The organism is Parasphingomonas halimpatiens, from assembly GCF_036663795.1.
Lineage (GTDB): Bacteria > Pseudomonadota > Alphaproteobacteria > Sphingomonadales > Sphingomonadaceae > Sphingomonas.
Window position 1 is genome coordinate 1 of record NZ_JAXOJP010000054.1, and the last position, 20,843, is coordinate 20,843.

Sequence of the window (20,843 nt, forward strand, 5' to 3'; positions counted from 1 at the left end):
CGACATGTTTTGTCGCAGGTCGACCTGCGACAAAACATCGTCAAATCCGTCCACCATGTCCCCGAACAGGTGTCTACCTTGTCTCCGGTCTAAACACGAAGGCCGGGGCCCAGTCGGTATGTCGGAAATAATCAGCCGCAACGCAAATTATCGCTGTTTCCCAACTGGGCCCCGGCCTTCGCCGGGGAAGTAGAGAGAAACGCGACGAAACAGGTCAGATTTTCTGCACGATGCTTTAGGCGATCGTGTCGCCCATCAGCGCGGGGAAGAAACCCTCATGCGCGGCACGCAGTTGCGCGAGCGTCACGACGTGATCATCGTCGGGCAGTTCGAAGATCAGCCGGTCGGCAATCGTCCGGCCGATCCGCTCGACCTCGACGTCGGCGGCACCGGCGGCGACCAGCGTGTCGAGCAGCGCATAGTCGGCGATCGTCGCAATGTAGAGCCCCTGGTCCTCGCCGAACAGCGAGCAGGCGACGCCGCACGGCAGCGGCGCGTGAAGCATCGCGCCATAGCCGCCGGCCAGCGCCATCTCGGCGATCGCCACCGCGACGCCGCCATCGGACACGTCGTGCACCGCTGTCAGCGCGCCCGAGGCGATCGCGCCGCGCACGAATTCGCCGGTGCGGCGTTCGGCCGCGAGATCGACCGGCGGCGGTGGGCCTTCCTCGCGGCCATGAACCTCGCGCAGCCAGAGCGACTGGCCGAGATGCCCGCTGCGCGTGCCGATCAACACGATGACGTCGCCGGTGCCCTTGAAAGCGATCGTTGCGCTTTTCGACCAGTCGGCGAGCAGCCCGATCGCGCCGATCGCGGGCGTCGGCAGGATCGCGCTGCCGCTGCCGTCGTCATTCTTGGTCTCGTTGTAGAGCGACACGTTGCCGCTGACGATCGGGAAGTCGAGCGCGCTGCACGCCTCGGCCATGCCCTCGATGCAGCCGACGAACTGGCCCATGATCTCGGGCCGCTGCGGGTTGCCGAAATTCATGCAGTCGGTGGTGGCGAGCGGAGTCGCGCCGACCGCGCAGAGGTTGCGATACGCTTCGGCGATCGCCTGCTTGCCGCCCTCATACGGGTCGGCGAAGCAATAGCGCGGGGTGCAGTCGGTGGTAATCGCCAGGCCCTTGTTCGTGCCATGGACACGGACGACCGCGGCGTCGCCGCCGGGGCGCTGCACCGTGTCGGCGCCGACGCTGTAATCATATTGCTCCCAGATCCAGCGCCGCGAGGCGATGTCGGGCGAGCCCATCAGCTTGAGCAGGTCGGCGGCGATGTCGGTCGTCTCGGGCACGTCGCTCAGCGGCGCCGGGGGCGGGGTCTTCACCCACGGCCGGTCATAGGCCGGCGCATCGTCGGCGAGCGGGCCGAGCGGGATGTCGGCGACGGTCTCGCCCTTGAAGGTCAGCACCATGCGGCCCGTATCGGTGACGTGGCCGATGACCGCGAAATCGAGCTCCCACTTCCTGAAGATGGCTTCGGCAAAATCCTCGCGGCCGGGCTTGAGCACCATGAGCATGCGCTCCTGGCTCTCACTCAGCATCATCTCGTAGGGTGTCATGCCGGTTTCGCGGCACGGCACCGTGTCCATGTCGAGCTGGATGCCTACGCCGCCCTTGGACGCCATCTCGACCGAGGAGGAGGTCAGGCCGGCAGCGCCCATGTCCTGGATCGCGACGATCGCGTCCGACGCCATCAGCTCGAGGCACGCCTCGATCAGCAGCTTTTCGGTGAACGGATCGCCGACCTGCACGGTCGGGCGCTTCTCTTCGGAATCCTCGGAGAAATCGGCCGAGGCCATGGTCGCGCCGTGAATGCCGTCGCGCCCGGTCTTCGAGCCGACATAGACGATCGAGTTGCCGATGCCCGAGGCGGCCGAATAGAAGATCTTGTTCGTCTCGGCGACGCCGACGGTCATCGCGTTGACCAGGATGTTGCCGTCATAGGCCTTGTGGAAATTGACCTCGCCGCCGACCGTCGGCACGCCGACGCAATTGCCATAGCCGCCAATGCCATGGACCACGCCGGCGATCAGGTGGCGCATCTTGGGGTGCTCGGGCCGGCCGAAGCGCAGCGCATTCATGTTGGCGACCGGGCGCGCGCCCATTGTGAAGACGTCGCGCAGGATCCCGCCGACGCCCGTCGCCGCGCCCTGGTAAGGCTCGATATAGGACGGATGGTTGTGGCTCTCCATCTTGAAGATCGCCGCCTGGCCGTCGCCGATATCGACCACGCCGGCATTCTCGCCCGGGCCGCAGATCACCTGCGGGCCGGTGGTCGGCAGCTTCTTGAGATGGATGCGCGAGGATTTGTACGAGCAATGCTCCGACCACATGACCGAGAAGATGCCGAGCTCGGTCAGGTTGGGCTCACGCCCCATGGCGTGCAGCACACGCTCATATTCTTCCGGGGACAGGCCGTGCTGGGCGACGATCTCAGGGGTGATCTGGCTCATGCCGCAGCCCTTAGCGGGGGCCGGGCGAGGGGGCTAGTGCGATGGCGCGCAAATTTGCCTCGCCCTGCGTGTGCGCGAATTCTGCTCCCCTCCCTGCAAGGGAGGGGCTGGGGGTGGGTTGGCGAGCGCAGCGAGCCATTCTACCCTCCCGACATGCGCCATCGCATCGATCCTGAACTCACGCGACGGGCGCGCGAGCTGCGCAACAATCCGACGCCTGCCGAACGGGCGATCTGGCATCTGGTCTCACGTTATCGGCCGGCCTTTACTCGCCAGTTGGTGGTGCCACCGTTCATCATCGATCTGGCGTGCCGTCAGGCGCGGCTCGGCGTAGAGTTCGATGGGAGCCAGCATTTCGATCAAGTGACAGCGGATCAGCGGCGCTCAGTTTATCTTGAGCGTCTCGGTTGGCGGATCATACGGCTCTGGAACTCGGACGTGATGGCCAACCCAGAGGGCGCCGCCCAGCACATTCTGTCGGAAGCCGCCGAGTGTCTCGGCGGCACCCACCCCCAGCCCCTCCCTGGAAGGGAGGGGAGAAGAAGAACACCGCGTTCCCCGTGAATGCCAGCTTTCCGCCAGCGTCGGTCGTGGACCTAAAGAATCTCCCGCACCTTCTCCGGCGGTCGCCCCAGCCGCACGCCCTTGTCGGTCTCGACCAGCGGGCGCTCGATGAGGATCGGGTCGGCCGCCATCGCGTCGAGGATCGCGTCGTCGGTCGCGCCCTTCAGCGCCTTGGCGCCGTCCTCGCCCGTGCGGAGCCCTTCGCGCGGCGTCATCCCGGCGCGGGCGTAGAGCGCGGCGAGTTTGGCGCGGGGCGGGGGGTGTTTGAGATATTCGACAATCTCGACCTCCACGCCGGGCGTCTCGCTGAGGATCGCCAATGCCTGACGCGACTTGGAGCAGCGCGGATTGTGCCAGATCGTCGCCTTCACGCGTCCGCCTCCGCCACGAAATCGACGTCGCGCCGCTCCGGCCCGATCGCCGTCCAGATCACCAGCACGACCACCGTCACCCCCGCGACCAGTGCGAGCGCGAGCCCGTAATTGCCGTCATGCGTCTTGGCGATCCAGCCCTGCAACGGGCCGTTGCGCGAGGCGATGAGGTTGCCGAGCTGATAGGCGAAGCCGGGGAACATGCCGCGCACCAGCGCCGGCGACAGTTCGTTGAGGTGCACCGGTACGATGCCCCAGGCGCCCTGCACAGCGACCTGCATGAAGAAGGCGCCGACGCCGAGCATCAGCGGCGTGGTGCTGAACGCCCAGAGCGGGATGAACGGCAGCGCCAGCAGCGCCGCAATGATGATCGCGCGCTTGCGCCCGATATGCTCCGACCAGAAGCCGAAGCTGATGCCACCGATGATCGCGCCGATGTTCATCACGATGGTCAGCATGCCGGTGGTGTGCGTGTCGAAGCCATGCTGCTTTTGCAGAAACAGCGGATAGGTGTCCTGCGTGCCGTGGCTGAAGAAGTTGAATGCCGTCATCAGCACGACGAGGTAGAGCGCGATCCTCCAGTTCTTCGCCAGTTCGGCGAACGGGTTGGGTTTGCGCTGCGCCCGACGCTTTTCGAACGCCGGGCTTTCATCGACGTGCAGGCGGATCAGGAAGACGAGGATCGCCGGCGCGATGCCGACCATGAACATGCCGCGCCAACCGATATGATCGAAGAACAGATAATAGGTCAGGCTGGCGAGGAAGAAGCCCGACGGGTAGCCCGATTGCAGCAGGCCGGACACTGGGCCGCGCAGGCGGGCGGGCACACTTTCCATCACGAGGCTCGCGCCGATGCCCCATTCGCCGCCCATCGCGAAACCGAACAGGCCGCGAATGACGAACAGCATCGGCAGGCTCGTCGCAAAACCCGACGCGAAGGAGAAGAAGGAGAAAAGCAGGATCACCGCCATCATCACCGGGCGGCGGCCATAGCGGTCGGCGAGCCAGCCGAAGAAAAAGGCGCCGAACGGCCGCGCGGCGAGCGTCAGAAAGCCCAGTTCGAGCACGGTCTCGGTCTCGGCATGGAATTCCGCGCCGATCGCCTTGAACATGAACACCAGCAGGAAGAAGTCGAACGCATCGAGCGTCCAGCCGAGATAACTCGCCCAGATCGCGCTGCGTTGCGATCCCGTCAGCGACCTAAGCGTTTCGACCAGCCCCATAAAGTCTCCCCCCGGTTGACGAATGACGGGGCTAGGACAATTGCCGCGTCCGCGCCACCCACCAGGCGAGCAGGCTGAGCAGACCATAAGCGAACAGGCCGAGCGCGCCGGTCGATGCCGGGGCGGGGTCGATAATGGCGGTCGGTTGCGGCGAGAGCCAGTTGAACGCCTGCAACGCCGCCATGCCGAACGCCAGCGCGACCGGCGACCAGCGCCCCGCAGCGCCGTACGCGCGGGTCCGCGAGACGAACCACCACAGCCCGCCAAAGGCGAACAGCAGTTCGAGCGGGATCTCGATCGCGGGGTGGTTCCACAGCCCCAGGCCGAGCAGCGGCGGGCGGCCGGCGATGGTCAGGTCGGGCCGGTGGACGAGCAGGTCGATGAACCAGTGCGACAGCACCAATGTCGCGCCGATCGCCGCCGCCGTCCAGTCGCGGCCAAGCAGCCGGATGATCAGGCCGAAACCCAGCGCCCAGCCGAGCGCGCCGACCAGGCTATGGTCCCATGGCATATCGTACAGGTCCATCGGGTTCATCTTCGTCGCACCCGGCACGAGCCGGAGATGCTCGACCCCGAGCAGCAGCAGCGAGAAGAAGCTGATGTCGATCAGCTGCGCGGCGACGAACAGCGTGCCGAGTTTCGGCGAACGCCGCGATGTCGCGGCGATGAAGGCGGGCGCGTAATGGCCGATGAACATGGCTGAACCTACTCCCTGGCGGTGGCGGGCTTCGTCGCGGTCTGTCCCTGTTGCAGAAAGGCATCGACGTCGGCGGCGCTGGCGTCGGCCGCTTCCTCCATCGGTACATGGCCGATATGCGGGTAGACGGTCAGCCGGCTGCCCGGGATATGCGCCGCAAACCACTTGCCCGAGGCGAGCGGGATGAGCTTGTCTTCCGCGCCCCACAGGATCAGCACCGGCATGGTGAGCCGCGCCATGGCGGCGGGCGTGGCGGGCGGCTGGCGCGTGGAGAAACGGTCGATCGTCGCCTGGCGATTGCCGGGGTAACGCAGCAGCTCCCAGTAGCGATCGACCGCCGCAGGCGTGGCGATCGCCTGGTTCGACACCGACTGGTGCAGGCTCTGTTCGATCACGCTGCGCGGCGTGATGATTTTGGTGAGGTCGCGCAGCACGGGAGTTTGCGCAATGCGAAAACCGATCGGCAGCGACCGCTTTGTCGATCCGGGCGCACCGGCCGCATCGACCAGGATCAGCCGCGACACGCGCTCGGGATGCGTCGCGGCATAGGTCCAGGCGACCCAGCCGCCCATCGAATTGCCCGCCAGCGCGAAGCCTTCGACGCCGAGCTTGCGCGTGACGCGATCGACCGCCTCATCGAACCCGGCGGCGCTATAGTCGCGCTTCGGGTGCGGGCCGGTCAGCCCATGGCCCGGCAGGTCGAAACGGATGACGCGCCACTTTTTGTCCAGCCGCGCCGCCCATTCGTCCCACGTCTGCAGCGACGAATTCGAACCGTGCAGCAGCACGATCGCCGGGGCATCGCGTGGGCCGGTGTCGCGAACATGCATCGTCAGGCCATCGCCAATAACGACGAACTGCGAGGGCGGGGCGCCATATTTGGCGCGCATCGCGGCCGGATCGGTGTCGGGCGTGCGACCGAACAGCAGCAGCGCGCCGAAGGCGATGCCGATGATGAGCGCGACCCAGCCGATGATCCTGCGTATCATGCCTTCCCCCCGTTATGTCGCCTTCATTCCGTCACCCCAGCGAAAGCCGGGGTCTCATACGGCAAGGGCGCGCGCCATCACCGGGAGATCCCGACTTGCGCCGGGATGACGGTAACTGGCGTTACGGCTCCTGCCTGGCCAGCCACTCCTCGAGCCACTTGATCGTGTATTTGCCCTCGAGAAACTCAGGATCCTCGATCAGCGCCTGGTGCAGCGGGATCGTCGTTTTCATCCCCTCGATGACGAACTCCTCCAGCGCACGACGCAGCCGGCGGATCGCGCCCTGGCGGGTGGTACCGTAGACGATCAGCTTGGCGATCATGCTGTCGTAATAGGGTGGCACCTTGTAGCCAGCATAGAGCCCGCTATCGACGCGCACGTTCATGCCGCCGGGGGCGTGATATTGTTTCACCAGCCCGGGCGAGGGCGCGAAGGTTCTCGGGTCCTCGGCATTGATGCGGCACTCGATCGCATGGCCGCGAAACTGCACGTCTTCCTGGCGCAGCGTCAGCGGATGCCCCTCGGCGATGCGGATCTGCTCGCGCACGAGATCGAGCCCGGTAATCGCCTCGGTCACCGGATGCTCGACCTGCAGCCGGGTGTTCATCTCGATGAAGTAGAATTCGCCGTCTTCCCACAGGAACTCGATCGTCCCCGCGCCGCGATAGCCCATGTCGGCCATCGCCCGCGCGACGATCCCGCCCATCCGCTCGCGCTCGTTGGGCGTGATGACGGGGGAGGGTGCTTCTTCGAGCACTTTCTGGTGGCGGCGTTGTAGTGAGCAGTCGCGCTCGCCGAGATGGATCGCATTGCCCTGGCCGTCGCCGAACACCTGGAATTCGATGTGGCGCGGGTTGCCGAGATATTTTTCCATGTAGACGGTCGCGTCGCCGAACGCCGCCTTGGCCTCGCTGCCGGCCTGCTGCATCTGCGTTTCGAGATGCTCGGGGTCGTTGACGACCTTCATGCCGCGCCCACCGCCACCCGAGGCGGCCTTGATGATCACCGGATAGCCGATCTCGGCGGCCAGCTTCTTGGCGTCGGCGACATCGCTGATCGCGCCATCGGATCCCGGCACCAGCGGCAGGCCGAGCGCGCCGGCGGTGCGCTTGGCCTCGACCTTGTCGCCCATCGTGCGGATATGCTCGGGCTTGGGCCCGACGAAGATCAGGTCATGCGCCTCGACGATGTCGGCGAACTTGGCATTCTCGCTGAGAAAACCATAGCCGGGATGGATCGCATCGGCGTTGGAGATTTCCGCCGCCGAGATGATGTTGGGGATGTTGAGATAACTCTCGGTCGCCGAGGGGGGGCCGATGCAGATCGCCTCGTCGGCGAGGCGCACATGCATCGCCTCGGTGTCGGCGGTGGAGTGCACCGCGACCGTCTTGATGCCCATTTCGTGGCACGCGCGATGGATGCGCAGCGCGATCTCGCCGCGATTGGCGATCAGCAGCTTCTTGATCTCAGCCATGTCGGGGCCGTTATTCGACGACGACGAGCGGTTGGTCGAACTCGACCGGCTGGCCGTTCTCGACCAGCACGGCCTTCACCGTGCCGGCGGACGGCGCGACGATCGGGTTCATCACCTTCATCGCCTCGACGATCAGCAGCGTGTCGCCGGCCGCGACGCGTGCGCCGACGCTGACGAAGGGCGCGGCGCTTGGGTCGGCCGAAAGATAGACGGTGCCGACCATCGGTGACTTCACCGCATTGGCGCTGGTTGCGGGCGGGGCAGCCTCGGTCGGTGCGGCAACGGCGGCCGGCGCGGCGGCAGCTGGTGCATAACTCACCGGCGCACTCACGCTGGCAGCTTTGCGCGCAACGCGGATACGACGATCGCCATGCTCGACCTCGATCTCGGTCAGTGCCGTCGCATCGAGCATCTCGGCGAGTTGGCGGACCAGGTCGATATCGACCTGCATCGCGCTGGAATGTTCTTTGTCGGTCATGCGACCTTGTTCTCCCTTGTTGGGCGCGCGTCCTGTCAGAAGCGCGACGCCGCTTCAAGCGCCAGCAGATAGGAAAGCGCGCCGAACCCGGCGACGGTTCCCTTCGCCGCCTGGCCAACGAAGCTGATGTGACGAAAGGATTCGCGCTTGTGTGGGTTTGATAGATGCACCTCGATCACCGGCGTGCGGATGCTCTTGATCGCATCGTGCAGCGCGATCGACGTATGGGTGAAGGCGCCGGCATTGAGCAGCACGGCCCTGGCGCCCATCGCCTGTGCCTCATGCAGCCAGTCGACCAGATGGCCTTCGTGATTCGACTGGCGCATGTCGATCTCCAGATCGAGCTCGCGCGCGCGGTCCTCGAGCAGGCCGGCAATGTCGTCGAGCGTGTCCGAACCGTAGATTTCCGGCTCGCGCGTGCCCAGCAGGTTGAGGTTCGGGCCGTTGAGGACGAATATCGTATCGGGCAAGTCGGGCCTTTCGGTTGCGACGCGGGAACGAACGCCATATCTGCTGCGCTTTCTAGCCGTTCGTGTCGAGCGAAGTCGAGACACGTATCTTGCGGCATATTCCGGTACGCGCTTCTCGACATCGCGCGGGGCGAACGAAAAAGGTTGGCGAATGCATAGCGACGGAACCGTCTCGATCATGATCAATGGCGAGCATCGCCGCGTCGCGGCGGGGCTCAGCCTCGCCGCGCTGGCGTCAGATCTCGGCCTCAACCCGGAAAAGGTCGCGGTCGAGCGCAACCTGTCGGTCGTCCCGCGCTCCACGCTCGGCCAGGTGATGGTCGAGGATGGCGACGAGCTCGAGATCGTCCATTTCGTCGGCGGGGGCGATCATGTCGCGACGCTGGCTGACGACAGCTGGACCGTCGCGGGCAAGACCTTTCGCTCGCGGCTGATCGTCGGCACCGGCAAGTACAAGGATTTCGCGCAGAACGCCGCCGCGGTCGAGGCTTCGGGCGCCGAGATCGTCACCGTCGCGGTAAGGCGCGTCAACGTGACCGATCCGGGCGCACCGATGTTGACCGACTTCATCGACCCGAAGCGAATCACCTACCTGCCCAACACCGCCGGCTGCTTCACCGCCGAGGATGCGATCCGCACCTTGCGGCTGGCGCGCGAGGCTGGCGGCTGGGATCTCGTCAAGCTGGAGGTGCTGGGTGAGGCCAAGACGCTCTATCCCGATATGGTCGAGACGTTGCGCGCCTGCGAGATCCTCGCCAATGAAGGCTTCAAGCCGATGGTCTATTGCGTCGACGATCCGATCGCGGCGAAGCGGCTGGAGAATGTCGGCGCCGTCGCGATCATGCCGCTCGGCGCGCCGATCGGCTCGGGCCTCGGCATCCAGAACCAGGTGACGATCCGGCTGATCGTCGAGGGCGCCAGCGTGCCCGTGCTGGTCGATGCCGGCGTCGGTACTGCGTCGGACGCGGCGGCAGCGATGGAACTCGGCTGCGACGGCGTGCTGATGAACACCGCGATCGCCGAGGCCAAGGACCCGATCATGATGGCGCGTGCAATGAAGCTCGGGGTCGAAAGCGGGCGACTCGCCTATCTCGCCGGCCGCATGGGCAAGCGGCGCTATGCCGACCCGTCGAGCCCGCTCGCGGGGCTGATCTGATGCGCGCCGCACCTCTGCTCTGCGCGCTCCTGCTCGCCGGCTGCGGTCAGTCACCAGCCGGAAAGACGGCAGCCCCCACCGGCGCCGCCGCGACCGCGGCGGCGACCGCGGCCGTCGCTGTTCCCGTCGCGATGACCTTTCGCGCAGGCGACGGCTTGACCGTGTTCGCGCGACGCTACGACGCGCAGAAGCCCAAGGCGCTGATCCTGCTGTTCCACCAGGCGGGATCGAGCAAGGACGAATATGCCACGATCGCGCCGCGACTGGCGTCGGCGGGCTATAGCGCGCTGGCGGTCGATGCGCGCGCGGGCGGCAACCTTTACGGCGTCAATGAAACCGCCGCCGCGCTGACCCGCACACCCGATTATCTCGAGGCGCAACAGGATCTGCAGACCGCGCTCAACTGGGCGCAATCGCAGAAGCTGCCCGTCATCCTGTGGGGGAGCAGCTACTCGTCATCGCTGGTCTTCCCGCTCGCCGCCGCAAATCCGGGCGTGGTCCGGGCGATCTTGGCCTTTTCGCCCGGCGAGTATTTCGCCGACAAACAATTGGTCGAGCAAGCCGCGGCGGACGTAACAGTGCCGGTGTTCGTCACCTCGGCGAGCAAGCCTGACGAGATCGCTGCCGCCAAAGCGATCGCCGGCGCGGTCCCGGGTGGCAAGGCGCAGCAATATGTCCCGACCGCCGGCGTCCATGGCTCATCGACCTTGATCGCGGCGAAGAACCCGAAAGGCGCCGAGGCGAACTGGCGCGCGGTGCTCGCGTTCCTCGCCAAGGTCGCACGTTAGGGGCTTACGGTTTGCGGACCAGCCAGACCCCCGCGCCGTTGCACGCGCGGTCGATTTCGACATGCGCCATCTCGATCAAACCCTGGGCGGTTAGCGCGCCGCTATAGTCGGTGGCGCTGAGGTTTTCACGAAAGCGCGACCCCGGGCGGAAGCCGTCGAGATCACCCTCATCGGCGGGCAGTGCGCTGAACAGCAACCGCCCGCCGGGCTTGAGCCATGCCGCAGCAAGCTGCGCCATTGTCGCCTGGTCGGTGGAGGAGAGCAGGTGCAGGCTTTGCCATGCCAGCACGGCGGCAAATTGCTCGTCGAGTACGATCGTGCGCATGTCGCCGAGTAACCAGCGCTGGCGCGGGAAGCGCGTGCACGCCAGATCGATCAACGGGGTACGATGGTCGATCCCGACGATCTGGAAGCCATGATCGATGAGATAGCGGTCGATCGGCTCGCCACCGCCGCAGCCGAGATCGAGAATGGTCGCGCCGCGCGGTAGCGGCATCATGAGCCGGTCGAGCCAGAGACGCTCGCCGGCGGTGATCGGCGTGGTGCGTTCAACCATCAGCCGTCGCGCGGAACCCGTTGGAAGTCCGATCGTTCTTTACGCGGGCGTGGAAGGTGCCAGCCCCCGGTACCGACGCGACAGCAAGGAGTTTCGACATGGGTGAACTCACCGACAAGATCAAAGGCAATGTCAACGAGGCGATCGGCAAGGTCAAGCAGCACAGCGACGATCCCGCGACGCGCGACGAGGGCGCGGGCCAAGAGGTCAAGGGCAAGGCCCAGCAGACCATCGGCAAGATCAAGGGCGCCTTGGGCGACGACATCTGACAATCTGAGGCGACATTCGTCGCGCGAAGGGCCGCTCCTGTTTGGGAGCGGCCCTTTTCGTGTCTACCGCGCGCGGATGGCGGTCAGCGTCGTTGCCGGCGTCGTCACATCGATATCGGTCTTGAGATGCAACAGCCGCACGCCGCGCTCGCCCATCGCGCGGGCGAGGGCAGGGGCGAACTGCTCGGTCGTCTCCACCGTCTCTGCCCAACAGCCATAGGCGCGGCCGAGCGCGGCGAAATCGGGATTGGCGAGTTCGGTGCCCGAGACGCGGCCCGGAAACTCGCGCTCCTGGTGCATGCGGATCGTGCCATAGCCGCCATTGTCGATCACCAGCACCAGCATCTCGGCATCATGCGCGACGGCGGTGGCGAGTTCTTGCCCGTTCATCAGGAAACACCCGTCGCCGGCCAGCGCGACGACCTGGCGGCCGGGATGGCGCAATGCGGCGGCGGTTGCCGCCGGCACGCCATAACCCATCGCCCCGGCGGTCGGCGCCAGCTGGCAATCATTGGCGCCATAAGCCCAGTAGCGATGCCACCAGCCCGAATAATTGCCGGCGCCGTTGCAGATGATCGTGTCGCCGGGCAGCGCGGCACGCATCGCCAAGACGCATTGCCCGAGGTCGAGCGCCACGCCGCGCGGCGCGGGGGTCGACCAGGCGAGCCAGTCGGCATGTGCCGCGTCGCCGCCAAAACCGGGTTCGGGCGTGTCGATCGCCAGCACCGCGTCGGCGAAGCTCGCCATGTCGGCGCAGATTGCGAGGTCGGTGCGATAGACCTGGCCGAGCGCGACCGGGTCGGGATGGACGTGGACGAGCAACTGACCCGGATGGTCGGGCGTGACCAGCGTATAACCGTCGGTGGTCGCCTCGCCGAGCCGCGCGCCGACGACGAGCAGCACATCGGCGTCCTTGATCCGCTGGACGACCTTCGGGTTGGGGCCGTAGCCGAGATTGCCGGCATAGACCGGGGAGCTGTTGGGAATGGCATCCTGGCGGCGGAAGGCGGAGATCACCGGCAGGTTACAGCGCGCGGCCCATTCGCCGAACAGCGTCGAGGCGGTCGCATCCCAGCCGGCACCGCCGACGATCGCGACCGGGTTGCGCGCACCTCCCAGCAACCCGCCAAGCGCGCAGATCTCGATCGGGTTCGCCGCCTGGGTGACGCGCGCGACACGCGGCCGGTCGAGCGTCTCGACGACATCGAGCAGCATGTCCTCGGGCAGCGCCAGCACCACCGGCCCCGGGCGCCCGCTCAGCGCCGTGGCATAGGCGCGCGCGACATATTCGGGGATGCGCTTCGCATCGTCGATCCGCGCCGCCCATTTGGCGATGGGCGTGAACATCGCCTCGAAATTGATTTCCTGGAAGGCCTCGCGGTCGCGCGTGGCGCGATCGACGTCGCCGATGAACAGGATCATCGGCACCGAATCCTGCATCGCGACATGGACGCCGATCGAGGCGTTGGTCGCGCCGGGGCCGCGCGTGACGAAGGCAATGCCGGGGCGCCCGGTCATCTCGCCATCGGCGCAAGCCATATAGCCGACCCCGCCCTCCTGACGGCACACCACCAGGTCGATCTCGGGCGTGTCGTGGAGCGCGTCGAGCACGGCGAGGAAACTCTCGCCGGGGACGGTGAAGATCCGGTCGCAACCTTGCGCGACGAGTTGATCGACCAGGATGCGGCCGCCGGTACGGGGAGATGTCATGACGCGCTTCCTAAGCCGGGCGGCGGCGAAGGCCAACATCTGTCGGAAAATCTTACATCGCGACGGTGTGGGGCGGAGCCGTTAACCATCGAAATCCGCGGAATTGCGTGACTGGTGCCAACTGGCACGCGTCCTGCTCTATATGGGATATGCCGAGCGTTTCACGCTTCAGCAGGACGGACCGGTGCGATGCTCCCAACGCGCGCTGGTCCGTCCGCCCCGGCCTTTCCCGACATCACATACCCAAAGCGCATTCCTGCGAGCGCAGGAATCCAGAGTCGCGGGCGTAGTCTTTCGTGGGCTTGCGCTCCTGCTTTTGCAGGAGCACAATGAACGTCAGTTCTTGAAAAGCTCGGCCAGCTCGCCGCTCTCGTACATCTCCATCATGATGTCGGAGCCGCCGACGAACTCACCGTGCACGTAGAGCTGCGGGATGGTCGGCCAGTCGGAGAATTCCTTGATTCCCTGGCGAACGCCCTGGTCCTGCAGGACGTCGACGCTGTCGAACTCGACCTCGAGATGGTTGAGGATCGCCACCGCGCGGCTCGAAAAGCCGCATTGCGGGAAAAGCGGGCTGCCCTTCATGAACAGCACCACCTCGTTCTTGCTCACGATGTCGGCAATACGTGTCTGGGCGTCGTCGGTCATGGTCATACTCCTCTACTCGGGCACGGCGGTGGTAAGCTGGAGGGCGTGCAACACGCCCCCCATCCGACCGCCAAGTGCGCCATAAACCCGGCGTGTGCGCTCGACGCGCGAGATGCCGCGAAAACTCTCGGCGACGACACGCGCGGCATAATGATCGCCGTCGCCGGCCAAGTCGGTGATCTCGACGCGGGCGTCGGGAATGCCTGCTACGATCAGCGCCTCGATCTCGGTGGCTGCCATCGCCATTGTCGTTACTTCACTTCCATCAGCTGGCGGCGCGCCTCGACGGTCTGCTCCTCCAGCGCGCGCCGCACCGCGGCATCGTCGACCTCGACGCCGGCGGCGGTCAGGTCGCCGAACAGCTTGCGGATGACGTCCTCGTCGCCGGCTTCCTCGAATTCGGCCTGCACCACTGCCTTGGCATAGGCATCGGCCTCTTCGGGGGTCAGCTTCATCAGGGCCGAGGCCCAGGCGCCGAGCAGGCGGTTGCGGCGCGCGGTGACGCGGAACGCCATCTCCTCGTCATGCGCGAACTTGGCCTCGAATCCGCGTTCGCGATCGTCGAAGGTGGTCATGCTGGCTCCCCATGGGTCTTGAAAACTCGCTGTGGAGATAGGGCGCCGACCCGCGATAGGGAAGGGGTTAAGACGAAACCTCGACCACCAGCTTGCCGATCGCGCCGCGCGCCGCCATCTTGGCGATGGCGTCGCCGCCGCGCGCGAGCGGGAAGATTTCGGTGACGCGCGGCGCGATCCTGCCGTCCTTCCACAAGCGGAACAGCCGGTCGATATGCGCGGCATTGGCGCGTGGATCGCGCGCCGCGAAGGCGCCCCAGAACACGCCGCACACATCGCAGCTCTTGAGCAGGGTCAGGTTGAGCGGCAGGCGCGGGATGCCGGCGGGAAAACCGACGACGAGGTAGCGACCTTCCCAGCCGATCGAGCGCAGCGCCGGCTCGGCATAGTCGCCGCCGACCGGATCGTAGATCACGTCGAAGCCCTCGCGGCCGCCGGCGGCCTTGAACTGCTCGGCGAGCGCCTTGCTCTGCTCCTTGTCGAACGGCGCGCGGCCATAGACGATGGTCTCATCGGCGCCGGCATCGCGTGCGACGGCGGCCTTCTCCTCGGACGAGACGGCGGCGACGACACGGGCACCGAACGCCTTGCCGAGCTCGATCGCGGCAAGACCCACGCCGCCGGCCGCGCCGAGCACCAGCAGGTTGTTGCCCTCGATCAGATGGCCGCGGTCGAGCAGCGCGTGGATCGTCGTGCCATAGGTCAGGATCAGCGACGCGCCCTCGGCGAAGCTGCGCCCCTCGGGCAGATGATAGAGCTTGGTCGCCTCGACCACGACCTTTTCGACCAGCCCGCCATGGCCGACCATGCCGATCACGCGGTCGCCCGGCTTCCAGGCGGTGACGCCCTCGCCGACGCTCTCGACCAGACCAGCGATCTCGCCGCCGGGCGCGAACGGACGCGCCGGCTTGAACTGATATTTGTCCTCGATGATCAGCACGTCGGGGAAGTTGATCGAACAGGCCCGAACCGCGACCACCACTTGCCCCGGGCCTGCCACCGGATCGGGCAGGTCATCGAGAATTAGTGTTTCAGGTCCGCCCGGCGCCTTCGACAACAAGCCCTTCATGTCCGCTCCTTCGCTCGATCCACGGGCGCTGCTCGTGCAGCATCGCCTCGAATTTCGAAATCGCGGTATCCCTTGCCAGCGTCAGGCCGATCTCGTCCAGCCCTTCCATCAGGCATTGGCGACGAAACGCATCCATCTCGAACGGGAAGCGATCCTGAAACGGGGTGGTGACCGTCATCGTCTCGAGATCGACGGTGATCGGCTGGTCCTGCGCCACCTCGATCAGCCGGTCGATCGCGTCCTGCGGCAGTACGACGGTGACGATACCGTTCTTGAAGGCATTGCCCGAAAAGATGTCGGAGAAGCTCGGCGCGATGACCGCGGTGATGCCCATGTCGGCGATCGCCCAGGCGGCATGCTCGCGGCTCGAGCCGCAGCCGAAATTGTCGCCGGCGATGAGGATCGGCGCGCCGGCATGGCGCGGATCGTCGAAGATGTTGCCCGGCTCGGCGCGCACCGTCTCGAACGCACCGCGGCCGAGGCCCGAGCGCGTGATGGTCTTGAGCCAGTGCGCCGGGATGATGACGTCGGTGTCGACATTCTTGGCGCCCCAGGGATAGGCGCGGCCGGCGACCCGGGTGACGGCCTTCATCGCTGCGCGGTGGTCTGCGCGGAGACGGGGCGGGCGCCGGTCATCGCCCAGGCGGCGACGCCGCTGAGGACGGTACCCATGATCAGCAAGGTCAAGGCGCGCTTCATGTCATTCCTCTCCCATCAGCTCGCGGACATCGGCGAGCCGACCGGTAACCGCCGCCGCCGCCGCCATCGCCGGCGACAACAGGTGCGTGCGGGCGCCCGGCCCCTGACGTCCTACAAAATTGCGATTCGAAGTGGAAGCGCAGCGTTCGCCCGGCGGCACCTTGTCGGGGTTCATCGCGAGACACATCGAACAGCCGGGCTCGCGCCATTCGAAACCGGCGTCGAGAAAGACGCGGTCGAGCCCCTCGGCCTCTGCCTGGCGCTTGACCAGCCCCGAGCCCGGCACGACCAGCGCACGCACGCCCGCAGCGACATGGCGCCCGCGCGCGACATCGGCGGCGGCGCGCAGATCCTCGATCCGGCTGTTGGTGCAGCTGCCGATGAAGACATGGCCGATCGCCACGTCGCGCATCGCGGTGCCCGGCGTCAGCCCCATATAGTCGAGCGACTTGCGCGCCGCGGCGCGCTTCGACGGATCGGCGAAGCTCTCCGGATCAGGCACGACATCGGTGATCTGCACCACGTCCTCGGGGCTGGTGCCCCAGGTCAACGAGGGCGCGATGTCGGCCGCGTCGAGCGTGACGACACGGTCATAACGCGCGCCGGCATCGGTCGGCAGCGTCTTCCACCACGCCAGCGCGGCATCCCATTCGGCGCCGCTCGGCGCCATCGGGCGGCCCTTGAGATAGGCATAGGTCTTGTCGTCGGGCGCGACCAGCCCGGCGCGCGCGCCGGCCTCGATCGACATGTTGGCGACGGTCAGCCGCCCCTCGATCGACATGGCGCGGATCACCTCGCCGGTATATTCGATGACATGGCCGGTGCCGCCCGACGCGCCGATCTTGCCGATTACCGCGAGCACGACATCCTTGGGCGAGACGCCGTGGCCGAGCTTGCCGTCGATGCGCACTTCCATCGTCTTCGAGGGCGTGAGCAGCAGCGTCTGCGTCGCCAGCACATGCTCGACCTCGGACGTGCCGATGCCGAAGGCCAGCGCGCCGAGCGCACCATGCGCGGCGGTGTGGCTGTCGCCGCAGACGAGCGTCGTGCCGGGCAAGGTGAAACCCTGTTCGGGGCCGACGACATGGACGATGCCCTGCTCGGGCGCGAGCGCGTCGATATAGTCGATGCCGTAAGCCGGCGCGTTGGCGCGCAGCGCGTTCAATTGCGCGGCGCTTTCCGGATCGGCGATCGGCAGCTCGCGCCCGGCGGCGTCGACGCGCGGCGTGGTCGGCAGGTTGTGGTCGGGCACGGCGAGCGTGAGGTCGGGGCGCCGCACCGTGCGGCCGGCGGCGCGCAAACCATCGAACGCCTGCGGGCTGGTGACCTCATGGACGAGGTGGCGATCGATGAAGATCAGGCAGGTGCCGTCGTCGCGTTTCTCGACGACATGCGCGGCCCAGATCTTCTCGTAGAGGGTGAGGGGGCGACTGGTCATTTCACGCGCGGCCTTGGACCGAATGATGCGGCATCGCAACCCTGTACGGCATTTTGTTGCGCGTTTGCGGTGGCGTTGCGGCGCGGTTTCACCTGTTCCGACCTGCTTAACAGGTGAATGTCTTTTTTTGGCAGGGGCGACGGCGCGCGCTTTGCACGGTTCCTGTGCAGTATCAGCGATATGCGCGCTGAATCCATCGTCCGTGTCATCCAACTTAACAGGTGGCGGAGCAGGTGGACGCGACCTGCTGAACAGGTGGCGTAGCAGGTGCGAACAGGCGACGCGCGGTGGCGGGGGAGATTGGTTGCGTGATCGGGCGCGGTGATGGGCGAGGGTGTGTGCATGGCACCGGCATGACCGATTCCGCCCGGCGTTGAATCACGCCGGCAACGAGCGCGTCTTGAATGGGCGCGGGCCTTCAGGGCGTGCGCGCGAGCACCGGCGAAACATAGCCCGCATCATGCGCCACCGGCAGGGCGCCGCCGATCCGCAGCGCCGCGAGCGTCGCCGCAAAGTCCGTCCGGCAGCGGAAGCCCAGCACGCGCTCGGCGAGGCCGGCGTCATAGACGCGGTCGATCGAGGCCGGCAGCGTCCAGCCTTGCTGCGCATAAAGCGCGGCGGCGTCGGGGAAGTAGCGGGCGATCACCGCGGGCGCATCGACCTTGAGCGCGGCAGCGTCACCGGGGACGAACGGCGTCGGCGCCGACAGGATGAAGGTGCCGAAACCGATTCCCGGTGCGCGTTCCAGCGCGACGAGATGGCCCTGCGCGGCATCCTCCACCGTCAGGCGGCGGTGGAGCAGCTCGTTGGCCTTCATATTTTCGCCCGACAGCGTCTGATGCGTGTCGTCGTCCTCGGGGAAGAAGCGGCTGGTGCGCAGTATCATCACCGGCAGGCCGTGCTCGGCATGGACGAGGCGGCAGAGTTGTTCCGCGGCGAGCTTGGTGATGCCATAGATGTTGCGCGGCTCGAGCGGGGCGAGCGTCTCGTCGATCCACACCGCGCGGTCGCCAAGCCCTTCGCGGGTCACGCTCGAGATCATCAGCGAGGTGGTCGAGGTGAAGACGAAGCGGCTCGCCCCGGCCGCCACCGCCGCCTCGAGCAGGTTGAGCGTGCCGGCGGTGTTGACGTCGATGAAGGCCTGGCGCGGATGGCGCACGATATCGGGCTTGTGCAGCGCGCCGGCGTGGATGACGGCCTCGAAGTGGTGCTTGGCGAACAGGCGGTCGATGAGGGCGCGATCTGCGACGGTGCCGATGATGTCGGTGTTGGAGCCGGGGGCGACGTCGAGGCCGGTGACTTCATAGCCGTTGGCGCGGAGCAGCGGGGCGAGATAGCGGCCGAGCCAGCCGGAGGAGCCTGTCAGGAGGATGCGCATGGGGGTGGTTTAGCGGGGTGGGAGTGGCTGGGGAATGGGGGGGTGGGTGGCTCATATATCGCTTTGCCCGACAACTTCGGCGCGGTCCCCATCGAGTACGCGTAGTGTCACGCCACGCACAATCGTCGGATATTGGCGGGCATCGGCGGCGAATGCGGCCTTGTCTAGTTCAGCGATCAGGCTTGGTTTCCCGCCTTGCGCAAGCAGGTTGGCACGAAGAGCGTCGTAAGCATCGAGCCCGGCTAAACGGATCGAGAGATGTATCAACGTAAGCGCGAGCGCCGCTTGCTTGTCCCGGAAGGCGGATATGATCGCGTTCGTCCACGCCTCTATATCACCAGGCTGCACAATCGCGCAGGCGACGAAGTGACCGAGCGCTGACGCGTCGTCACCGATTTTCGCGTCAATGACCCCGAGATTGAAATGCGCAAGCGGATCGAGCGCGTTGATGGTTGCCAGGTGCTCGATCCAGGCGGTGCGTCCATCACTACCCGCAGGAAGGTCGCCCATCGGGCGCGACCAATCAGTTGGAATGTTGGGGCCGTGAGATGCCACGAGCATTCGACTAAGCTCAAGTTTGACGACCGCCTCCTCCATAAGAGGCGCGACATCGCTCTTGCTGGCGAGTTCGAACCAGCCGAGGGCGGCCTCTACGTCGCCGCTGTAAAGCAATGCGTCACCGAGGCAGAGCTGGAGCCGGTGGCTTGGAGCGATTAGGACAACTCGAGAGTATGCCTCCACCGCGCAGCCATACCTCTTAATCCTGAAAAGCGTCCCGGCGAGTTCGTTCAGAAAATAATCGACCTTCAGGTAGCTTGGCCGAAGGTGTCGAGCGCGGTTGTAGTGAAAAAGTGCGCGCGATGGCCGCCTTGCGCGCAGAGTGTTCGCCGTCGAGTAATGGATCGCCGCTGCCTGGGACGGATCGCCATCGGTCGCTTCAAGCGCGGCGTTAAGGAAACGCTCGGCAGGTTCTGTCCCGCCGTCGCGCTGGCCCGCCTTGACCAGATTCGCGAGTACTACCGGATAGTACAGCGTATCCCCGATATGCAGATTGTTGAGGATGGCGAGTTCGGCCTGTGCCATCCCGTCGTCGGCAAACGCGTAGGAGGCACGGGCTGTGAGGTCCGGGTGTCCAGCGACGTGATTTCCAGCGAGGATAGCCCGGCCTGCCGCGCGTGCATGAGTGGCCAGCCTTTTCCGCGCGAAAAGGAAGGCCATTGCGTAAAGGATCGCGGCGACCATCTTCGCCGAATCGGCGGTGTCGATGTCGAAAGTCATGCTTGTGAGCTGATCGAACCCGACGCTCAGGAAACCCTCGCGGACGCGGATATTGAGTTCGACCGGCGCTTGGTTTCGGCCCGCAGCGACGAGGGTGCCGGCGGAGCCAACCACGATTCTCCGCACCGCACGCTCTGCCGCGTATGCTGCGCCGGAAGCGGTATCATCTACAGTCAGTCGGATCGGCATCGTTGACGATGCTGGAAAGTTTGCAAGCGCGCGCCGTTCACGCAACGCGCGCTCGATTGTCGCGGGCGTATCGTCATTCCAGATGCTGGTTGCGGCGAAGTGGTGGGTGAAGGTCTTCTGGCTAGGAGACAGCTGTGCGCAAGTTCTAATCGCCGATATCCACGCCCAACGGAGCACGTCTGAGCTTGCGTCGTACCTGACGACGATCGCCGGGATTTCGTAATCGACAAGATAGTTGAGCAGTTCAACCTTTAGTCTAGGCCGTGTTGACAAAGGGGATTCCCAATAGCGGCAGTATCTGATTCAGGGTGGCTTTTGGGAGGCTGCCTTGATCCGTGGTTTGATGAGCGACGAAGAATGGAGCTGCCTTAA

General features: G+C 66.0%; 22 protein-coding genes. 4 read left to right on the top strand and 18 right to left on the bottom strand.

The window, feature by feature from the left end; genetic code table 11:
• Window positions 1–235: 235 nt before the first annotated feature.
• A complete protein-coding gene (gene purL / locus U1839_RS25215) occupies window positions 236–2,452 on the bottom strand; it encodes a phosphoribosylformylglycinamidine synthase subunit PurL (protein ID WP_332806316.1) in 2,217 nt (738 codons plus the stop codon).
• 153 nt (window positions 2,453–2,605) lie between these two features.
• Here purL and U1839_RS25220 point away from each other — a divergent pair, with 153 nt between their 5' ends.
• Window positions 2,606–3,016: an endonuclease domain-containing protein gene (locus U1839_RS25220; protein WP_332806317.1), complete on the top strand. Its 411-nt coding sequence runs from the start codon at window positions 2,606–2,608 to the stop codon at window positions 3,014–3,016.
• 32 nt (window positions 3,017–3,048) lie between these two features.
• Here the strand turns inward: U1839_RS25220 and arsC are convergent, their stop codons facing one another.
• The 7 genes from arsC to aroQ form a co-directional block, all read right to left on the bottom strand.
• Window positions 3,049–3,387: an arsenate reductase (glutaredoxin) gene (gene arsC, locus U1839_RS25225; RefSeq protein ID WP_332806318.1), complete on the bottom strand. Its 339-nt coding sequence runs from the start codon at window positions 3,385–3,387 to the stop codon at window positions 3,049–3,051.
• Window positions 3,384–4,610, bottom strand: a complete 1,227-nt coding sequence (locus U1839_RS25230; protein WP_332806319.1) for an MFS transporter — start codon at window positions 4,608–4,610, stop codon at window positions 3,384–3,386. Before U1839_RS25230 ends, arsC begins: the two co-directional genes overlap by 4 nt.
• A gap of 31 nt (window positions 4,611–4,641) precedes the next feature.
• Window positions 4,642–5,307 carry a hypothetical protein gene (locus tag U1839_RS25235; protein ID WP_332806320.1) on the bottom strand — a complete coding sequence of 222 codons (666 nt, stop codon included), beginning with the start codon at window positions 5,305–5,307 and terminating at the stop codon, window positions 4,642–4,644.
• Between the two features lie 8 nt (window positions 5,308–5,315).
• Entirely contained in the window at window positions 5,316–6,296 is a 981-nt protein-coding gene (locus U1839_RS25240) for an alpha/beta fold hydrolase (RefSeq protein WP_332806321.1), read from the bottom strand.
• A gap of 121 nt (window positions 6,297–6,417) precedes the next feature.
• Entirely contained in the window at window positions 6,418–7,770 is a 1,353-nt protein-coding gene (accC, locus tag U1839_RS25245; RefSeq protein ID WP_332806322.1) for an acetyl-CoA carboxylase biotin carboxylase subunit, read from the bottom strand.
• Between the two features lie 10 nt (window positions 7,771–7,780).
• Window positions 7,781–8,248 carry an acetyl-CoA carboxylase biotin carboxyl carrier protein gene (gene accB / locus U1839_RS25250; protein WP_332806323.1) on the bottom strand — a complete coding sequence of 156 codons (468 nt, stop codon included), beginning with the start codon at window positions 8,246–8,248 and terminating at the stop codon, window positions 7,781–7,783.
• A 35-nt stretch (window positions 8,249–8,283) separates the two neighbouring features.
• Window positions 8,284–8,718 (bottom strand): type II 3-dehydroquinate dehydratase, encoded by a 435-nt coding sequence (gene aroQ, locus U1839_RS25255; protein ID WP_281128593.1) that lies wholly within the window; start codon window positions 8,716–8,718, stop codon window positions 8,284–8,286.
• A 151-nt stretch (window positions 8,719–8,869) separates the two neighbouring features.
• On the opposite strand from aroQ, the gene thiS reads away from it, so the two are divergent.
• Both thiS and U1839_RS25265 read left to right on the top strand, forming a co-directional pair.
• On the top strand, window positions 8,870–9,874 hold the full coding sequence (gene thiS, locus U1839_RS25260; protein WP_332806324.1) for a sulfur carrier protein ThiS: 1,005 nt from the start codon (window positions 8,870–8,872) through the stop codon (window positions 9,872–9,874).
• Complete coding sequence (locus U1839_RS25265) at window positions 9,874–10,662, top strand: alpha/beta hydrolase (RefSeq protein ID WP_332806325.1); 789 nt, start codon at window positions 9,874–9,876, stop codon at window positions 10,660–10,662. The genes thiS and U1839_RS25265 overlap by 1 nt, the downstream gene beginning before the upstream one ends.
• Window positions 10,663–10,666: 4 nt before the next feature.
• Here U1839_RS25265 and U1839_RS25270 read toward each other — a convergent pair whose 3' ends face one another.
• Window positions 10,667–11,218, bottom strand: a complete 552-nt coding sequence (locus U1839_RS25270; RefSeq protein ID WP_332806326.1) for a class I SAM-dependent methyltransferase — start codon at window positions 11,216–11,218, stop codon at window positions 10,667–10,669.
• A gap of 98 nt (window positions 11,219–11,316) precedes the next feature.
• On the opposite strand from U1839_RS25270, the gene U1839_RS25275 reads away from it, so the two are divergent.
• Entirely contained in the window at window positions 11,317–11,487 is a 171-nt protein-coding gene (locus U1839_RS25275; protein ID WP_332806327.1) for a CsbD family protein, read from the top strand.
• Window positions 11,488–11,550: 63 nt separating this feature from the next.
• Here U1839_RS25275 and U1839_RS25280 read toward each other — a convergent pair whose 3' ends face one another.
• The 9 genes from U1839_RS25280 to U1839_RS25320 form a co-directional block, all read right to left on the bottom strand.
• The gene (locus U1839_RS25280; RefSeq protein WP_332806328.1) at window positions 11,551–13,197 is read right to left on the bottom strand and encodes a thiamine pyrophosphate-binding protein; all 1,647 of its coding nucleotides are present in this window, start codon (window positions 13,195–13,197) and stop codon (window positions 11,551–11,553) included.
• 336 nt (window positions 13,198–13,533) lie between these two features.
• Window positions 13,534–13,845, bottom strand: a complete 312-nt coding sequence (gene grxD / locus U1839_RS25285; RefSeq protein WP_332806329.1) for a Grx4 family monothiol glutaredoxin — start codon at window positions 13,843–13,845, stop codon at window positions 13,534–13,536.
• A 12-nt stretch (window positions 13,846–13,857) separates the two neighbouring features.
• Window positions 13,858–14,091, bottom strand: coding sequence for a BolA/IbaG family iron-sulfur metabolism protein (locus U1839_RS25290; RefSeq protein WP_332806330.1), 234 nt, complete (start codon window positions 14,089–14,091; stop codon window positions 13,858–13,860).
• A gap of 5 nt (window positions 14,092–14,096) precedes the next feature.
• The gene (locus tag U1839_RS25295) at window positions 14,097–14,420 is read right to left on the bottom strand and encodes a DUF1476 domain-containing protein (protein WP_332806331.1); all 324 of its coding nucleotides are present in this window, start codon (window positions 14,418–14,420) and stop codon (window positions 14,097–14,099) included.
• Between the two features lie 67 nt (window positions 14,421–14,487).
• Window positions 14,488–15,489 (bottom strand): NADPH:quinone oxidoreductase family protein, encoded by a 1,002-nt coding sequence (locus tag U1839_RS25300; protein WP_332806332.1) that lies wholly within the window; start codon window positions 15,487–15,489, stop codon window positions 14,488–14,490.
• Entirely contained in the window at window positions 15,452–16,081 is a 630-nt protein-coding gene (gene leuD, locus U1839_RS25305; RefSeq protein ID WP_332806333.1) for a 3-isopropylmalate dehydratase small subunit, read from the bottom strand. The genes U1839_RS25300 and leuD overlap by 38 nt, the downstream gene beginning before the upstream one ends.
• Before the next feature lie 108 nt (window positions 16,082–16,189).
• Window positions 16,190–17,626, bottom strand: a complete 1,437-nt coding sequence (gene leuC / locus U1839_RS25310) for a 3-isopropylmalate dehydratase large subunit (RefSeq protein WP_332806334.1) — start codon at window positions 17,624–17,626, stop codon at window positions 16,190–16,192.
• A gap of 418 nt (window positions 17,627–18,044) precedes the next feature.
• A complete protein-coding gene (locus tag U1839_RS25315) occupies window positions 18,045–19,004 on the bottom strand; it encodes an NAD-dependent epimerase/dehydratase family protein (RefSeq protein ID WP_332806335.1) in 960 nt (319 codons plus the stop codon).
• A gap of 51 nt (window positions 19,005–19,055) precedes the next feature.
• Complete coding sequence (locus U1839_RS25320) at window positions 19,056–20,744, bottom strand: hypothetical protein (RefSeq protein ID WP_332806336.1); 1,689 nt, start codon at window positions 20,742–20,744, stop codon at window positions 19,056–19,058.
• Between the last annotated feature and the right edge of the window lie 99 nt (window positions 20,745–20,843).

What these genes read in the sequence shown, in the direction of transcription:
- purL (WP_332806316.1), bottom strand. Translation starts at nt 2,452, where the DNA reads ATGAGCCAGATCACCCCTGAGATCGTCGCCCAGCACGGCCTGTCCCCG.
- U1839_RS25220 (WP_332806317.1), top strand. Translation starts at nt 2,606, where the DNA reads ATGCGCCATCGCATCGATCCTGAACTCACGCGACGGGCGCGCGAGCTG.
- U1839_RS25230 (WP_332806319.1), bottom strand. Translation starts at nt 4,610, where the DNA reads ATGGGGCTGGTCGAAACGCTTAGGTCGCTGACGGGATCGCAACGCAGC.
- U1839_RS25235 (WP_332806320.1), bottom strand. Translation starts at nt 5,307, where the DNA reads ATGTTCATCGGCCATTACGCGCCCGCCTTCATCGCCGCGACATCGCGG.
- U1839_RS25240 (WP_332806321.1), bottom strand. Translation starts at nt 6,296, where the DNA reads ATGATACGCAGGATCATCGGCTGGGTCGCGCTCATCATCGGCATCGCC.
- accC (WP_332806322.1), bottom strand. Translation starts at nt 7,770, where the DNA reads ATGGCTGAGATCAAGAAGCTGCTGATCGCCAATCGCGGCGAGATCGCG.
- accB (WP_332806323.1), bottom strand. Translation starts at nt 8,248, where the DNA reads ATGACCGACAAAGAACATTCCAGCGCGATGCAGGTCGATATCGACCTG.
- thiS (WP_332806324.1), top strand. Translation starts at nt 8,870, where the DNA reads ATGCATAGCGACGGAACCGTCTCGATCATGATCAATGGCGAGCATCGC.
- U1839_RS25265 (WP_332806325.1), top strand. Translation starts at nt 9,874, where the DNA reads ATGCGCGCCGCACCTCTGCTCTGCGCGCTCCTGCTCGCCGGCTGCGGT.
- U1839_RS25270 (WP_332806326.1), bottom strand. Translation starts at nt 11,218, where the DNA reads ATGGTTGAACGCACCACGCCGATCACCGCCGGCGAGCGTCTCTGGCTC.
- U1839_RS25275 (WP_332806327.1), top strand. Translation starts at nt 11,317, where the DNA reads ATGGGTGAACTCACCGACAAGATCAAAGGCAATGTCAACGAGGCGATC.
- U1839_RS25280 (WP_332806328.1), bottom strand. Translation starts at nt 13,197, where the DNA reads ATGACATCTCCCCGTACCGGCGGCCGCATCCTGGTCGATCAACTCGTC.
- grxD (WP_332806329.1), bottom strand. Translation starts at nt 13,845, where the DNA reads ATGACCGACGACGCCCAGACACGTATTGCCGACATCGTGAGCAAGAAC.
- U1839_RS25290 (WP_332806330.1), bottom strand. Translation starts at nt 14,091, where the DNA reads ATGGCGATGGCAGCCACCGAGATCGAGGCGCTGATCGTAGCAGGCATT.
- U1839_RS25295 (WP_332806331.1), bottom strand. Translation starts at nt 14,420, where the DNA reads ATGACCACCTTCGACGATCGCGAACGCGGATTCGAGGCCAAGTTCGCG.
- U1839_RS25300 (WP_332806332.1), bottom strand. Translation starts at nt 15,489, where the DNA reads ATGAAGGGCTTGTTGTCGAAGGCGCCGGGCGGACCTGAAACACTAATT.
- leuD (WP_332806333.1), bottom strand. Translation starts at nt 16,081, where the DNA reads ATGAAGGCCGTCACCCGGGTCGCCGGCCGCGCCTATCCCTGGGGCGCC.
- leuC (WP_332806334.1), bottom strand. Translation starts at nt 17,626, where the DNA reads ATGACCAGTCGCCCCCTCACCCTCTACGAGAAGATCTGGGCCGCGCAT.
- U1839_RS25315 (WP_332806335.1), bottom strand. Translation starts at nt 19,004, where the DNA reads ATGCGCATCCTCCTGACAGGCTCCTCCGGCTGGCTCGGCCGCTATCTC.